The sequence below is a fragment of the Fulvimarina fulva genome (genome assembly GCF_039652615.1).
In the GTDB taxonomy this organism is placed as follows: domain Bacteria; phylum Pseudomonadota; class Alphaproteobacteria; order Rhizobiales; family Rhizobiaceae; genus Fulvimarina.
The window spans coordinates 296,318-310,087 of sequence record NZ_JBDJAC010000003.1 but is presented as its reverse complement, the minus strand read 5'-3'; the positions used below and the strand labels follow the sequence as shown (position 1 = coordinate 310,087).

Below are 13,770 nucleotides of genomic sequence, written 5' to 3'. Positions count from 1 at the left end.
CGGCCTCAGGCAATGATGGGAAGATATTCGGTCTCGTAGCGATACTCGATCGTCCGGTCGAGCACCGGATCGTGCATCTCCATGCGGAAGAAGCGGGCCGGCCTGACGCCGCCCGACAGGACACCTAGCGTGCCGCACATCATGGCGGTGCCGGCCTCAAGCCGTCCGTTTCCGGCAGAAAGCGGGCAGGTTTCGATCAGCTCGGCAAGGGGCCTGATCTTTGCCACCGTGCCATCCTGATAGGTAACCCAGTCGGCGGACGTGTCGTCGCGGATGAAGGACCGCAGCTCGATCTCGTCGAGATGATCCTTCACCTCCGCGAAGGGCCAGACATCCACCGCGACGGGCTTCGGGCAGGCCTGCTTGGACATGACGACCGATTGGGCTTCCAGTTCCCGGTCCGTATGGTCCGAGCCAAGCCCGAGATAGAGCGCTTCGCCGTCGTCGATGAGAGCGGGTTCGACCTCGCCCGATCCGGTTCCTCCGACCGTTTGTATCGTCGCCGCATTCGTCAACAGCAGGGCGCTGACCCGGTAGAAAAGCGGCACCGTCGAGGGCGGCGGGACGCCGATCTCCTTCAGCTCGGCGATATGATGATCCACCGACGCCCGATCGCGCCCGGTCCATCCGGCGATGATTGCGTTCCTGATCGGCACCGCTTTTGGCTCGGAACCTGGAAGACGGATTTTCAGAACAGCATCCATGGCATAACCCTTTGGTGGAACTCGTGGTTTATGAAATCCGGCACCGCGAAGCGATCAGACGGGTTTCGTAGGACAATCGTCTCTGGCCTTATCGATCACACCGGCGCAAACGGCAATGGCGGCTGTCTCTCGCGCGTCGCAAGGTGATGGCGTTCGCGGTCGGCGGCTAGAGGCAGTGCCATGCCGCCAAGCGGGGCAATGTAAAGCCGGCGCCCGTTCGCGCTGATCTTCGCACCGATCCGGCTCCGTACCGATGCCGCCCGTTTTTTCCTTCATCGAAGTTGCCATGGATCCCATGACCGGGCCGCTCGAGACGCGCGGACCGCTGCAGCAGCAGATCCAGGCCGGCATCGAACGGCTTGAGGAAGCGCTTCAGGCGACCGCGTGAAGCCGGATAGGACGAACGAATGGCCGCAATGGAGGGCAGACCGATAATGAAGGCCGGTCTGCCCCTTTCTCAATCTCAGGCCGTTGCCTCGCTCATGCGCTCAGCGCAGCGGGCGGACCATGACTGGATCGCTTCATTGTCCGGCATCAGGTCCGGAAACCAGACGAAGGGTGAACTGCACAACATGTCGGCGGCGCTGAAGCGATCTCCGAGAAGCCACGGGCCTTTCGCGAGGGCTTCCGACAGATTGGCGACCACCCTGTCGAAGTCTCGCAACGAAGAGGTCACGGCGGGATGGCTCAATCCCGCCCACTTCAAAATGATCACAGGCTCCATCACACCCTGATAATAGAACAACCATGACAGGTAAGCGCCGCGACCAGCTTCTCCTGGAAGAGGCCCCAGCTTCGCCTTGGGAAAGGCATCCGTCAGATAAAGCATGATCGCGCCACGTTCCCGCACGGCTTCGTCGCCGTCCACCAGATAGGGCACCTTCTTTTCGGGATGGGGATTGTCGGGGTCCGGTGCGCCGGAACCGTCCTGACGGGGGATCGTGACCTCGCGGATTTCGACATCCGCTTTCAACATCCGGACCAGCGTCATGACGGTGTCCGAGCGCGATTGCGGAGAATGATAAAGGGTTGCCATGGGGGGAGTCTCGCTTCTGGTTTCGACGAGACCGGCTTAGACTGGCCCTCCTGACAGAGTGAGGCAGTAGGAAATGGCCCGGCAGGATCGACTGATGCGCTTGATGGATGCGCTGCGCCGTCTTCCGGCACCGGTGACGGCGGCGCGTCTTGCCGCCGAGACCGAAATCTCCTGCCGGCAACTCTATCGCGATATAGCCACCCTTCGCGCTGGAGGCGCACTGATCGATGGCGCGGCGGGCTATGGTTATACGCTGACCGAAGATCCGGTGCTCCCGCCGCAGAGCTTTTCACGGATCGAGATCGAAGCTCTGATGCTGGGGATCGGCAGTCTCGACCAGCTTGGCGATGCTGCTTTGTCCCGCGCGGGACGCGACGCAATTGCCCGGATTATCGCGACGCTCCCGGAGGGGCAGAGCCGTCAGTCCATGCATACGATCCTGCGGTCCTGGCGGCCGGTGGACGCCCGGCCGCAGGTGAGCATAGACATCGATCTGGTGCGGCAAGCGTGCTGGGACGAGACGAGCCTATGGATCTCCTATTGCGACTTGCAGGAGCGCGTCACCGAAAGAGAGATCTGGCCGCTTGGCCTCTCATACAGCCCGGCGGCACTGATGCTGCTTGGTTTCTGCCAGCTTCGTCAGGACTACCGGCTCTTCCACGTCAGCCGCATTGCGGAGCTGCGCCCCGGTGGAACCAGCTTCCGGCCGCGGAGGGCGAACCTGTTGCGCGACTATGTCGCTCGCTGGGGCACCGGTGCAGGGGATTGCAACTGATACCGTATCCGGCTGATGAAGCCGGGGTCGGTTCTCAAGATACAGACGTCCGGTGCTTCAATCGACCAGTTCACGCCTGAAGAGTTCGTAGAGCGCCGATTTTCCCTCAAACCCCACCCCGGGCAGGTCGGGCAGGCCGACGCAGCTGTCCTCCACCGCGATATCGTCGGCAAAGCCGCCAAAGGGCTGGAAGACGTCCGGATAGGATTCGTTGCCGCCGAGATGCAGGCCGGCGGCGATGTTGAGGGACATCTGGTGTCCGCCATGGGGCACCACCTGGCGCGAGGACCAGCCGTTTTCGGCCAGCATGTCGAGCGTGCGCATATATTCGACGAGGCCATAGGAAAGCGCACAGTCGAATTGCAGGATATCGCGCGCCGGGTTCATGCCGCCATGGCGTATGAGATTGCGGGCATCCTGCATGGAAAAGAGGTTTTCGCCGGTCGCCATGCGGCCGGAATAGTGCTTTGAGAGCTCGGCCTGCAGCGCGTAGTCCAGCGGGTCGCCGGCCTCTTCATACCAGTAGAGATCATAGGGTTCGAGCGCCTTGGCATAGGCGATCGCGGTATCGAGATCGAAACGGCCATTGGCGTCGACACACAGGTTCTGGCCCTCGCCGAGGACCTCGAGCGCCGCCTCCACCCGCTTCACGTCGTGGGCGAGCGAGGCGAGGCCAATCTTCATCTTGCAGACCCGGTAGCCGCGATCGCGATAGGACTTCATCTCGTCCTTCAGCCCCTCGATCTCCTTGCCCGGATGATAATAGCCGCCGGCGGCATAGACCCAGACGCTGTCATCGGCGACGCCGTCCCGGTAGCGGTCGGCCAGGAGGCGATAGAGCGGCTTGTTCTCGATCTTTGCGACGGCGTCCCAGACCGCCATGTCGATCGTGCCGATAGCGACCGAGCGCTCACCATGCCCGCCGGGTTTTTCATTCGTCATCATCCTCGACCAGATGGCGAAGGGATCGAGATTGCTGTTCGCCTCGTCGACGAGACTGTTCGGGTCCGCCTCCATCAGCCGGGGGATGAAGCGCTCGCGCATGAGCGAGCCTTGGCCATAACGGCCATTGGAGTTGAAGCCGAAGCCGATCACCGGTTTGCCGTCCCGCATCTGATCGGTGACGACGGCGACGACCGAACAGGTCATTCTGGAGAAATCGATGAAGGCGTTGGCGATCGGGCTGGCGATCGAGACGGTCTTCTCGCGAATTTCGGTAATGCGCATGGTGGTTTTCCGTCAGCTGGCGAGAGCCTGTGCGATCGCCTCGCCGCATTCGGCCGTGGTCGCCTTGCCGCCCATATCCTTCGTGCGTGATGCCGGATCGGCAATCACGGTCTCAATCGCCTCGATCACGGCGGCGGCCGCTTCCGGGCGGCCGAGATGGTCGAGCATCATGGCCGCCGACCAGATCTGGCCGATCGGATTGGCAATCCCCTGTCCGGCGATATCGGGCGCCGAGCCATGCACCGGCTCGAACATGGAGGGATAATCGCCTTCCGGATTGATGTTCGCCGAGGGCGCGATGCCGATGGAGCCGGCGACGGCGGGGCCGAGATCGGAGAGAATATCGCCGAAGAGATTGGAGCCGACCACCACGTCGAACCAGTCGGGATGCTGGACGAAATGGGCGCAGAGAATATCGATATGATACTGGCTGGTCTCGATGTCGGGATAGTCGGCCTTCACCGCCTTGAAGCGCTCGTCCCAGAAAGGCATCGTATGGACGATGCCGTTGGATTTCGTCGCCGAGGTCACATGGCCGCGCTTCCGGGTCTTGGCGAGTTCGAAGGCGTAGCGCATCACGCGGTCGACACCGCGCCGCGTGAAGATCGCCTCTTGAATGGCGATCTCGTCCTCCATGCCGCGATAGAGACGCCCGCCGGCTTCGGAATATTCGCCTTCGACATTTTCACGCACGACGTAGAAATCGATGTCATCGGCCCCGCGCCCCGCAAGCGGGCTCGTGGTGCCGCGAAGAAGCCGGCAGGGCCTCAGATTGACATATTGGTGGTAGGTGCGGCGGATCGGAATCAACAGGCCCCAGAGCGAGACGTGGTCCGGCACGTCCGGCCAGCCCACGGCACCCAGAAACACCGCATCATGCTGTTTGAAGCCCTCGAGCCCGTCCTCGGGCATCATCCGGCCGGTCTTTTTGTAGACGTCGCAGCTCCAGTCCACCTCGTCGAACTGGAAGGCAATGTCGAATTTGCGGCCCGCAGCCTCCAGCACGCGCATGCCCTCCGGCACGACTTCGCGGCCGATCCCGTCTCCGGGAATGGTGGCGATCTTGAGGGCGTTGGTCTTGGACATGCGATGGTCTTTCAGCTCTAGCGTGGATGGACGGCGTTTCGTCTTCGGTGAACGCGCGACGGGCGCGCGAGGATCAGAAGAACATGCCGCGCGGCATCGGGATGAGGAGAACCTTCGACATCACCAGTGTGAAGCCGCCGAGGATGACGAAGCCGAGCACGATCAGAAGCGCGCCCTCCTTGAGGCCCATGCGCTCATGGACCGAGACAATCATGATCGCGAAATAGGCAAGGCAGCTGGAAACGAAGAAGCCGAGTACCGGCACAAGCGCGATCCAGGCGATCATGGCGATGACGAAGAGCAGGCGGCGCATGTTCGAGCCGCCATCGACGCCGACGTCTTCCTGCGACCCGCTCGCGGCCTCGGCGTGATGGCGCATGCCGAGAACGAGATTTCGCACGACGAGGACGAGGCCGAGAATGGCCATCGCCGCCGAGACGGTGATCGGAAAGACCGAGCCCATCGCTGTCATGGATTGCGAGTCGTAGGCGAGAAAGACGCCGACGAAGACGAAGCCTGCGGCAACGGCGGTGCCGAGTGGATCATGGACCGACTTAAGGCTGGCCATCGCGGCTCTCCACGGTTTGATCGACGGACGATTTTTTCGCCCGCCGCGCGCCGATCGCCCCGGCGATCAGCGGATAGAACAGGGTGATGAGGGAGAAGGCGGCGATCGCCAGCGAAATCGGCCGGCCGAAGAACTGGCCGAGAACGTTCCCTTGCGCATTGCCGATGAGATAGGCCTGAACGAAGCCCTGTTCGGCGATCTGGCCCAGAACGAGCCCGAGGACGATGGGGGAGGGTGCAAAGCCCGCCCGGTTGAGACCCCAGCCGATGATTCCGAGACCCAGCATGACGGCTGAATCGTGCAGATTGTTGTGAATCGCGAAGGAGCCGATGACGGTGAGGAAGGCGATGGTCGGAACGAGCGCGGCCTTCGGGATCGCGACGATACTCTTATAGGCGTAGCGGCCGACGACGAGGCCGATGGGCAGCATCAGAAGCGTGCCGATCAGGAGGCCGAAGATGAAGGTGTAGACGATCGATCCTTGCGAGGTGAAGAGCTGCGGGCCGATCTTGATGCCCTGGACGAGAAGCGCGCCGAGGATGACGGCATCCGGCGGCGTGCCGGGAATGCCGAGAACGAGGGTCGGGATGAAGCCGCCGCCCACCGTGGCATTGTTGGCCGCTTCCGTCGCGATGATGCCGCCGGGTTCGCCCTTGCCGTAATTCTCCGGGTTTTTCGAGGAGCGCCGGGCTTCCGAATAGGAGACGAGGCTGGCCACCGAGCCTCCGGCGCCCGGCAGGATGCCGACCACGGTGCCGATGACCGCGCTGCGGATGGCATTGACCTTATTGCGCATCAGGATCGCGAAGGACTCGCCGAGCCTGAAGCCCGACGAATCGCTTGCGACCTTCAGATGCGGGTCCTTGGTCGCGACGAGATCGATCAGGACGGGAATGCAATAAAGACCGATCAGCCCCGCCACGATGTCGATGCCGCCGATCAGCGTCTGGCTGCCAAAGGTGAAGCGCACATCGGCGCCGATGACGGCGACGCCGATCATCGACAGGAGAAGCCCGAAACAGGCGCCCATCAGGCCCTTGATGAGATTGCCGACGGAGAGCGCCGAGATCAGCGTCAGGCCGAAGACCGCGAGCCAGAAATATTCAGGCGGCCCGAAGGCGAGCGCCACGGTGGCGAGCGGCGGCGCAAGAAACATCAGCATGAGCGCTCCGACGAGACCGCCGATGACGGAGGCGAGCGTTGCGATCGACACCGCCAGCGCGCCATCGCCCCGCTTGGCCATGGGAAATCCGTCGAAGGTCGTCGCGATGGCGGACGGCGTTCCCGGCGCATTGACGAGGATCGCCGAATAGGATCCCCCATAGATCGCCCCGGTATAGATCGCGCCAAGGACGATCAGCCCCGAGGCCGGGTTCATGGTGAAGGTGAAAGGCACCAGCACGGCCACCGCCATCGTCGCCGACAGGCCGGGTAAGGCGCCAATCACGATCCCCGCCAGCACCCCGGCGAAAGCGAGACCGAGATTGGCGAAGCTCAAGGCTTCGAGAAAATAGAAAAGCTTGTCCATGGGAATGTCCTGCCGCGGCGTGCGCAGGCAAAAAGAGCGGCCCGGTTCAAACCGTCAGCCTCCGATCGCCCGCAAGGCAAAGCGCGCGGCCAAGGCCGCGCGCCGGAAGCGATCAGTTCGAGGAGGTCTCGATGCCCATGATCTTTGCGACTGAATCGTACTGCGCCTGGCGCTCTTTCATGAAGGCCGGCACGTCCGAATAGGGAACGGAGATCACCACGAAGCCGGCATCCTCCATCTTCTTCACGAATTCCGGATTGGCGTTCACCTCGCCCAGAAGATCGGAGAGTTTGGTGCGGATGTCTTCTGGCGTTCCGCTCGGAACTGCGACGCCGCGATAGGCCCCGCCCACCATGTCATAGCCGAGCTCCTTGAAGGTCGGCGTGTCGGGCAGAGCGGGCAGCCGCTCTTCGGCCGCAACGGCAAGGACGCGCACCTGATCGCCCTGGTTGAGCGCTGCGGTGGAATAGCTGAATGCCGCCTGGACCTGACCGCCGAGAAGCGCCGTCACGGAGGGGCTCGTTCCCGAGAACGGAATATAGGTGGTCTGGATGCCGGCCAGCTCGTTGAGTTTCGTCGCGGCAACATGGTTCGCCGAATTGGTGGCCGAACCGGCGACGGTGACGGCGCCCGGGGTCTCCTTGGCGGCGTTCACGAAATCTTCCAGCGTCTTGTAGTCGCTGCCGGCCGGAACGAGCAGGGCATCGGGCGTATACTGGAAGAAATAGACATTGGTGATGTCGTCGGTCTTGTAGCCCACATCCTGCGCCATCGGCTGCAGGATGATGTGCGGCAGGTTCGAGCCCATCATGGTATAGCCGTCGGCTTCCATGCCGTTGAGCTGCGACCAGGCCTGGGCGCCGCCCGCGCCGGAAATATACTGAACGACGACGTTCTGACCGGACGCCTCTTCGAGATAGGGCTGCTGGAAGCGCGCCGCGACGTCCGACTCGCCGCCGGCATTGAAGGGGATGATGTAGTTGAGCGGTTTGGACGGATAGTCCTGAGCGCTTGCGATGCCTGCCGACAGGGCAAAGGCCAAGGCGGCGGTCGATAGAAGCGTGGTTATGCGCATGAATGGTTCCTCCCATGAATCTCGTCCGCCGTTTCCTTTGAGACGGCGCGTCCTCCACGCGCAGTCCTGACGGATCTCATGATCAAGGAGGCACGAAATAAGCCCGCCTGTCAATGATGCACGCGCTGTTGCATGCAACAAGGCGTGCAAACTTGCTTGTCCGCAGATCGCTTCACGGCTAGGGTCGACGGCAGGACGGAAGGATCTTCGCTCGTGTCGGACACAGCATTATCATTTGAAGACCGCAGGACTGCGCCGCGTTCGAGCCTCGTCGACGCCGCCTATCATGCGATCAAGACATCGATTCGCGACGGGCTGTTCCCGCCGGGCTTTCAGGGCTCGGAGCTCGAGATCGCAGAACGGCTCGGCATGAGCCGGACGCCGGTCCATCAGGCGATCATCCAGCTTCAGGCGGAAGGAATGGTAGACCTGCGCACCAAGCGCGGCGTCGTCATCTGTGCTCTGTCGCCGGACGATATGCGCGAGGTCTACGATGTCATCGTCGCGGTCGAGGGCATGGCCGCCTTTCTCATCGCATCCCTGCCAGAGGAGCGCCGCGAACCGATCTGCTTGAGGCTTGCAGCGCTGACCGCCGCGGGCGAGGCGGCGCTCGAGGATGACGATCTTGAAGTCTGGGCTGCGAAGGACGGCGAGTTTCACGCAGCCTTGATCGAGGAGGCCGGCAATGGCCGGCTGAAGCGCATCGCGACCGTCAATCTGGACCAGTCCCATCGTGCGCGACGGTTGACGCTGAATCTGCGCCCCAAGCCAACGCCTTCGATCGGCGAGCATCGCGCCATCATCGCGGCGCTTTCTGCGGGCCGGCCGGAAGACGCGCGCCGTGCGGCCCAGGCGCACAAGGAAAACGCCCGCGACCTGATCATGGCGATCCTGAAACGCTACGACATGAGGTATCTGTAAGGCATGGAGGGCGTTTTCGCCGACATCGACAGATCGGGCGTGGCTTGGCTAAGGTTCGACGCAAGGCCTCATAGGTTATCGCGGCCCGAGCGGGGCGCACCATAGGGAGGAATTTCGAGATGGCAGAGACCGTCAATCAAGGCTGGGCCGCGATGAAGGGGGCCGACCGCAGCGGCCAGCGCATTCTCGTGACCGTGCGCGGCGGCGAACAGGGACCGCCGGAAGTCGATACGGTTCGCTGGGCGATGCCGCGCGGCGCCCACGAGAAATGCTGGATCGCGACCGATAGCGGGCCCGAGGCGCCGGTCACCTATGAAGACGACGATCTCGTCGCCTGGATGCCGCTTCCGACGCCTACAGCCGACCGCAATCTGGCGGGCGGACACCCTATCGAACCCGCACTGGAAAGCGACTTTCTCGAACAGGGCGGTTCCGGGATCTGATGCATCCCATACATGAGGTTGCTGCTCTCCGGCGGGGAGGCGAAGCTTCCCGCTGTTGATTCTCGAAGAAATGGAAAGCAGCGACGGGAGACGATGTTGGATTGGACGTCCGCCGCAAGGCGACGGAGATTTGCGTTGTCGGCAGGGATCGGCGGATCGTGTGGCATTGCCGCAGCGACATGCATTTCGAGATGATCGCGGACGGGTTGCTTCGCCCCGTTCGGGATCAGGATTTCCCAGCGCGCCGGAGCCGAGCGCTTCGACGAACAGGCGCGCGCGGCCTGGGAGGAGGGCATTCTCTATGCGAACGTCTCGGCTTTGCCGCTCTATTCGACTAGCGCGCGTCGGTTCATCAAGGGCTTGGTCATCCGGGAAAGCGTCGGTTCGGTTCCGTCTCGCAACTGGAACCGGCCGCCGATCCCTCGATGATTGCGCAGCTTCGCCATTCGTTGGGACGCGACCCTCAGAATCGCCACCCGCTATGACAAGCGTCCCGGCAATTGCCTCGTCGGCATCAAGCTTGCGGCAACAATCTGCCTGGGGGTGCCACCGCAATCAGTGGGGCTCCTATAGAAGATCTTTCGGCCCGATCGGGAAGTGACGGATGCGGCGGCCGGTCGCGTGCCAGACCGCGTTGGCGATCGCGCCCGCCGAGCCGACGATGCCGATCTCGCCGACCCCCTTGACGCCGAGCGGATTGACCAGCCGGTCCTCCTCCGGGATCATGATCACCTGCATGGCCGGGACGTCCGCATGAACGGGGACGTGATAGCCGGCGAAATCGGCGTTCATGATCCGGCCGCTTCGCGCGTCCGTTACCGCCTTTTCATGGAGGGCAAAGGAAAGCCCCCAGATCATCCCGCCATAGAGCTGGCTTTCGACGAGGCGCGGATTGATCACCCGGCCGGCGGCGAAGGCACCGACCATGCGGCTGACCCGTATCTGGCCGAGGTCGGGATCGACTTTCACCTCGGCGAACACCGCACCGTGGGAGTGGCGCGCGTAGTCGTCGGTCGCGCCATGGGGTTCGGAGCTGATTTGGCCCATCGCCTCGATCGAGGTCTTGCCGGCCTGCTTCAGGATCTCGCCATAGGATTGGCTGCGTTGCGGTTCGTCCGACACGTAAAGCCGGCCATCCTTTGCCGAAAGCCCGGTATTGTCGGCACCGAAAAGCGGCGAGCTCTCGTTCGCGGCGGCGAGTGCCGCGAGTTCGCCGAGGACCGCCATACCGGCCTTGTCGATCGCCGAGCCGGCGGTCGCCGTGTGGGTCGAGCCTCCGGCAAGGCCTCCGTTCGGCAGGCTCGAATCCCCCGAGACGAACTCGACCTGGGAAAGATCGAGCGCCAGCGCGTCGGCTCCGACCTGAGCGAGAGCGGTCCAGGCTCCCTGTCCCATATCGTGGATGCCGACCTCGATACGCCCCATCCCGTCATCCTTGAGGATGGCGCGGGCCTCGCCCTGCATCATGCCGGCGAAGAACACCGCAGAGCCGACGCCCCATCCGACGAGAAGGCCCTTTTCGTCGTGCATCGAGCGCGGTTCGGTCGAACGTCGATCCCAGCCGAACGCCTCCGCGCCTTCCGCATAGCATTCGCGTAGGGATTTGGAGGTGAACGCCTTGCCGGAGATCGGCTCGACATCGGCATAATTGGCAAGGCGGAAGGCGAGCGGGTCCATGCCGATCGCATGGGCGGCCTCGTCCATCGCGCTTTCAAGGGCAATCGAGCCGGTCGCCTCGCCGGGAGCGCGCATGAAGCCGGGCGTGCCGATATGGGTCCGCACGGCTTCGTGGCTGATGCGGATCGCCGGGCTCGCGTAGAGAGACTGACTGGCGTTCGAGGCAGGTTCCACGAAGTCGTCGTGGAGGCTCGTCGTCGTCAAGGTGTGGTGCGACAGCGCGGTGAGTGCGCCGCGCTCACCGACACCGAGCTTGAGGGTCTGACGCGTCGCGCCGCGGTGGGAGAGGGGGCCGAACATCTGCTCGCGCCGCACGACGAGCTTGACCGGGCGTCCGACGGCCTTCGCCGCGAGGACACCGAGGGCGACCGGCCCGGTGACACTGCCCTTCGAGCCGAAACCGCCGCCGAGATAGGGGCTGCGGACGAGAATGTTCTCGGCCGGGATGCCAAACAGTTCGGAAAGCCGTGCACGCGTCATCGCCATGCCCTGGGAGGGCGTATCCACGGTCAGACGGTCGCCGTCCCATTCGGCGACGATCGCGTGCGGCTCCATGGCGTTGTGATATTGCGGCGGCGTCTCGTAGAGCGCCTCGATCGTCGTCGAGGCCCCGGACAGACCGGACTCCACATCGCCGACCGAAGCCTCTGGCGGAAAGCCCGGACCGACGGCCTGGGGCACGAAGCTGCCATCGACATCGAGACCGACGCGTGGCGTCGCGGTTTCGTATTGCGGATCAAGCAGCGCCGCGCCTTCCGTCGCCGCCTCGAGGGTTTCGGCAACGACCACAGCGATCGGCTGGCCGGCATAACGGACGTCTTTGCTCTGCAGCATATCCAGCCTGAAGGCGAGGGGATTGCTCTTTGCGTCAGGATCGCCGGCGAGCGGCGGCCGACTGTCCGACGTCAGAACCGCAACGACGCCGGGATGGGCCTTGGCCGCCATAACGTCCAGCGCCGTGACGCGGCCACTGGAGATCGTGGCCGCCGCATAGACCGCGTGAAGCAGTCCGTCCGGTCGCCGGTCCGCCGCGTAGGGCGCGGCACCCGTGACCTTATCGAGTCCGTCGCGCCGGGTCATCGGCTGGCCGGCATTCGATCCGTGCCGCTGGCGCAATGTGGTGGAGGTGATCGCTGTCTCAGACATGGTCGAATTCTCCTTCGACGGGTTCGAACACGGAAGCGGGAAGAGCGGGCATCTGCGCCGGCGTTCCCGCTTTCGCCCTCAACAGGGCCCGCACGAGGATGCGAGCGGCCAGATCGATCTTGAAACCGTTCTCGCCCACCGGCTTTGCCTCCTGAAGGGCCGCCTTCGCGGCGGTTTCAAAGCTCTCGCGGGTTGCGGGACGGCCTTTCAACGCATCTTCGGCGGCCTCGCATCGCCAGGGTTTCGCCGCGACGCCGCCGAGTGCGAGCCGCGCCTCGACGATGCGTTCGCCGTCGAGTTCGAGCGCCGCCGCCGCCGAGACGATCGCGAAGGCATAGGACGTGCGATCGCGCAGTTTCAGATATCGGGAATGGTCGGCGAAACGCGCCGCATCAGCGGGTAGCCGGATCGCGGTGATGATGTCTCTGGCTCGAAGCGTCGTCTCCTGGTCCGGGGTGTTGCCCGGCAGGCGGTGCAGATCGCCGAGCGGCAATTCTCGCGATCCATCCGGTCCCTCCACCTCGACGATGGCGCCGAGCGCGGCAAGCGGGACGCAGAAATCGGACGGATGGACAGCGATACAGGACTCGGTCCATCCGAGGATCGCCATGCCCTCGGTATCGCCGCCGATCGCATCGCACCCGCTTCCGGGGGAACGGCGGTTGCAGGCGCTCGCCGGATCGAGAAAGTAGCGGCAGCGTGGCTTCTGGAGAAGATTGCCGCCGACGCTCGCCGCATTGCGAAGCTGCGCCGAAGCACCTGACAGGAGCCCCTCGGCGACCATCGGATAACGTGCCGCGAACGTCTCGTCATAGGCAAGGTTGGAGTTTTTCACGAGCGCGCCGATCCGCATGCCGCCGTCGTCCAGCGCCTCGATCGCGTCGAGGCCGCTCACCCGCGTCAGGTCGACGATGCGGTCGGGTCGGGCGACGTTGCCCTTCATCAGGTCGAGGAGATTGGTGCCGCCGGCGAGCACGGCAGCATTTTGGGCCGCCAGTGCCTCGATCGCTTCGCTGACGGTTTCGGGCCGGACGTAATCGAACCGTTTCATGCCGTCTCTCCCTGAGCCCTGGTCTGTTCGGTGCCGTTCTCGACCGCTTCGATGGCGGCAACGATCCCGGCATAGGCGCCGCAGCGGCAGAGATTGCCGCTCATCAGCTCCCGGATGCGCTCGGGGTCCCCGCCGGTTCTGGCTTCGGACAAAAGGCCCGCCGCGCTCATGATCTGGCCCGGCGTGCAGAAGCCGCACTGGAACCCGTCATGGTCGATGAAGGCCTGCTGCAACGGGTGTAGCCCTTCGCCGTTCGCAAGGCCCTCGATAGTGAGGATCTCGGCGCCGTCCTGGCTTGCGGCGAGCGCAAGGCAGGCGTTGATCCTTCGGCCATCGACCAGCACCGTGCAGGCGCCGCACTGCCCGCGATCGCAGCCCTTCTTGGCGCCGGTCAGGCCGAGCCGCTCGCGCAGGAGATCCAGAAGCGTGACGCGCGGATCGTCGAGATCGATCGCATGGGCCTCGCCATTGATCGTCAGATTGATGGATAGTGGCATGCGACGCCTCCGTTTCATGCTAGGGGGCTCGAGAGA

Annotated in this window: 13 protein-coding genes; 3 read left to right on the top strand and 10 right to left on the bottom strand. The window is 63.9% G+C overall.

Going from position 1 to position 13,770, the window contains the following annotated elements:
* Window positions 1–5: 5 nt before the first annotated feature.
* The gene (locus ABDX79_RS06955) at window positions 6–704 is read right to left on the bottom strand and encodes a DUF2848 domain-containing protein (protein WP_346219546.1); all 699 of its coding nucleotides are present in this window, start codon (window positions 702–704) and stop codon (window positions 6–8) included.
* Window positions 705–1,167: 463 nt separating this feature from the next.
* Entirely contained in the window at window positions 1,168–1,740 is a 573-nt protein-coding gene (locus tag ABDX79_RS06950; protein ID WP_346219545.1) for a glutathione S-transferase family protein, read from the bottom strand.
* 73 nt (window positions 1,741–1,813) lie between these two features.
* Between ABDX79_RS06950 and ABDX79_RS06945 the strand changes: the two genes are divergently transcribed.
* Window positions 1,814–2,515 (top strand): helix-turn-helix transcriptional regulator, encoded by a 702-nt coding sequence (locus tag ABDX79_RS06945; protein WP_346219544.1) that lies wholly within the window; start codon window positions 1,814–1,816, stop codon window positions 2,513–2,515.
* 57 nt (window positions 2,516–2,572) lie between these two features.
* On the opposite strand, the gene ABDX79_RS06940 is transcribed toward ABDX79_RS06945, so the two are convergent.
* From ABDX79_RS06940 to ABDX79_RS06920, 5 genes are all read right to left on the bottom strand, one after another.
* The gene (locus ABDX79_RS06940; protein WP_346219543.1) at window positions 2,573–3,742 is read right to left on the bottom strand and encodes a mandelate racemase/muconate lactonizing enzyme family protein; all 1,170 of its coding nucleotides are present in this window, start codon (window positions 3,740–3,742) and stop codon (window positions 2,573–2,575) included.
* 12 nt (window positions 3,743–3,754) lie between these two features.
* Window positions 3,755–4,828, bottom strand: coding sequence for a tartrate dehydrogenase (locus tag ABDX79_RS06935; RefSeq protein ID WP_346219542.1), 1,074 nt, complete (start codon window positions 4,826–4,828; stop codon window positions 3,755–3,757).
* 73 nt (window positions 4,829–4,901) lie between these two features.
* A complete protein-coding gene (locus tag ABDX79_RS06930; protein ID WP_346219541.1) occupies window positions 4,902–5,396 on the bottom strand; it encodes a tripartite tricarboxylate transporter TctB family protein in 495 nt (164 codons plus the stop codon).
* Window positions 5,383–6,924 (bottom strand): tripartite tricarboxylate transporter permease, encoded by a 1,542-nt coding sequence (locus ABDX79_RS06925; protein WP_346219540.1) that lies wholly within the window; start codon window positions 6,922–6,924, stop codon window positions 5,383–5,385. The genes ABDX79_RS06930 and ABDX79_RS06925 overlap by 14 nt, the downstream gene beginning before the upstream one ends.
* 112 nt (window positions 6,925–7,036) lie before the next feature.
* Window positions 7,037–7,999 (bottom strand): Bug family tripartite tricarboxylate transporter substrate binding protein, encoded by a 963-nt coding sequence (locus ABDX79_RS06920; RefSeq protein ID WP_346219539.1) that lies wholly within the window; start codon window positions 7,997–7,999, stop codon window positions 7,037–7,039.
* Window positions 8,000–8,212: 213 nt separating this feature from the next.
* On the opposite strand from ABDX79_RS06920, the gene ABDX79_RS06915 reads away from it, so the two are divergent.
* Together ABDX79_RS06915 and ABDX79_RS06910 are read left to right on the top strand one after the other, a co-directional pair.
* Entirely contained in the window at window positions 8,213–8,920 is a 708-nt protein-coding gene (locus ABDX79_RS06915; RefSeq protein ID WP_346219538.1) for a GntR family transcriptional regulator, read from the top strand.
* A 119-nt stretch (window positions 8,921–9,039) separates the two neighbouring features.
* The gene (locus tag ABDX79_RS06910; protein WP_346219537.1) at window positions 9,040–9,363 is read left to right on the top strand and encodes a hypothetical protein; all 324 of its coding nucleotides are present in this window, start codon (window positions 9,040–9,042) and stop codon (window positions 9,361–9,363) included.
* Window positions 9,364–9,930: 567 nt separating this feature from the next.
* Here ABDX79_RS06910 and ABDX79_RS06905 read toward each other — a convergent pair.
* From ABDX79_RS06905 to ABDX79_RS06895, 3 genes are read right to left on the bottom strand one after another with little or no spacing between them, the layout of a single operon-like run.
* Window positions 9,931–12,186, bottom strand: a complete 2,256-nt coding sequence (locus ABDX79_RS06905) for a xanthine dehydrogenase family protein molybdopterin-binding subunit (RefSeq protein WP_346219536.1) — start codon at window positions 12,184–12,186, stop codon at window positions 9,931–9,933.
* On the bottom strand, window positions 12,179–13,237 hold the full coding sequence (locus ABDX79_RS06900; RefSeq protein WP_346219535.1) for an FAD binding domain-containing protein: 1,059 nt from the start codon (window positions 13,235–13,237) through the stop codon (window positions 12,179–12,181). The genes ABDX79_RS06905 and ABDX79_RS06900 overlap by 8 nt, the downstream gene beginning before the upstream one ends.
* Complete coding sequence (locus ABDX79_RS06895) at window positions 13,234–13,734, bottom strand: (2Fe-2S)-binding protein (RefSeq protein ID WP_346219534.1); 501 nt, start codon at window positions 13,732–13,734, stop codon at window positions 13,234–13,236. Before ABDX79_RS06895 ends, ABDX79_RS06900 begins: the two co-directional genes overlap by 4 nt.
* Window positions 13,735–13,770 lie beyond the last annotated feature (36 nt).

Excerpts from the sequence above, each read along its gene's own strand:
- ABDX79_RS06920 (WP_346219539.1), bottom strand. The coding sequence starts at position 7,999 with ATGCGCATAACCACGCTTCTATCGACCGCCGCCTTGGCCTTTGCCCTG.
- ABDX79_RS06910 (WP_346219537.1), top strand. The coding sequence starts at position 9,040 with ATGGCAGAGACCGTCAATCAAGGCTGGGCCGCGATGAAGGGGGCCGAC.
- ABDX79_RS06950 (WP_346219545.1), bottom strand. The coding sequence starts at position 1,740 with ATGGCAACCCTTTATCATTCTCCGCAATCGCGCTCGGACACCGTCATG.
- ABDX79_RS06900 (WP_346219535.1), bottom strand. The coding sequence starts at position 13,237 with ATGAAACGGTTCGATTACGTCCGGCCCGAAACCGTCAGCGAAGCGATC.
- ABDX79_RS06905 (WP_346219536.1), bottom strand. The coding sequence starts at position 12,186 with ATGTCTGAGACAGCGATCACCTCCACCACATTGCGCCAGCGGCACGGA.
- ABDX79_RS06895 (WP_346219534.1), bottom strand. The coding sequence starts at position 13,734 with ATGCCACTATCCATCAATCTGACGATCAATGGCGAGGCCCATGCGATC.
- ABDX79_RS06945 (WP_346219544.1), top strand. The coding sequence starts at position 1,814 with ATGGCCCGGCAGGATCGACTGATGCGCTTGATGGATGCGCTGCGCCGT.
- ABDX79_RS06940 (WP_346219543.1), bottom strand. The coding sequence starts at position 3,742 with ATGCGCATTACCGAAATTCGCGAGAAGACCGTCTCGATCGCCAGCCCG.
- ABDX79_RS06925 (WP_346219540.1), bottom strand. The coding sequence starts at position 6,924 with ATGGACAAGCTTTTCTATTTTCTCGAAGCCTTGAGCTTCGCCAATCTC.
- ABDX79_RS06955 (WP_346219546.1), bottom strand. The coding sequence starts at position 704 with ATGGATGCTGTTCTGAAAATCCGTCTTCCAGGTTCCGAGCCAAAAGCG.
- ABDX79_RS06930 (WP_346219541.1), bottom strand. The coding sequence starts at position 5,396 with ATGGCCAGCCTTAAGTCGGTCCATGATCCACTCGGCACCGCCGTTGCC.
- ABDX79_RS06935 (WP_346219542.1), bottom strand. The coding sequence starts at position 4,828 with ATGTCCAAGACCAACGCCCTCAAGATCGCCACCATTCCCGGAGACGGG.